This window comes from Rhodosalinus sp. FB01, from assembly GCF_041365715.1.
GTDB lineage: Bacteria > Pseudomonadota > Alphaproteobacteria > Rhodobacterales > Rhodobacteraceae > Rhodosalinus.
The window spans coordinates 1-304 of the sequence record NZ_JBGFSH010000132.1 but is presented as its reverse complement, the minus strand read 5'-3'; the positions used below and the strand labels follow the sequence as shown (position 1 = coordinate 304).

The following is a 304-nucleotide window of genomic DNA, read 5'->3' as shown; positions in this document are numbered from 1 at the left end:
GCCGCGTTCTCCGGCATCGGGATCAGCCCGGCGACCTCGCCCACCGTCTCCGTCTCGATCGCGGCCTCGGGGCAGACGGCGCGCATCGCGGGCAGGAGCTCTTCCTCGGCGTAGGCGCGCATCGTCTCGGTCACGAAGGGGCCGTCGGCGGGCTGCACCGGCCGCGTCTCCCAGTCGACCTCCGCATGGGCGGCGATGACGTTGTGCGCGACGCCCGCCTCGATCCGGCCCACGTTGATCGTGGACCACGGCGGGTCGAAGCGGCCGTGCTCGGGGGCGCGCGCGTGCAGCTCCTCGCGCAGCG

The 304-nt window shown here is 74.7% G+C and carries 1 protein-coding gene; it reads right to left on the bottom strand.

All coding sequences use genetic code 11. The annotated features are described in order from the left end of the window. Positions 1 to 304, bottom strand: a 304-nt coding sequence (locus AB6A65_RS16910; RefSeq protein ID WP_371039536.1) for a peptidase dimerization domain-containing protein, incomplete at both ends; no start/stop codon positions are given.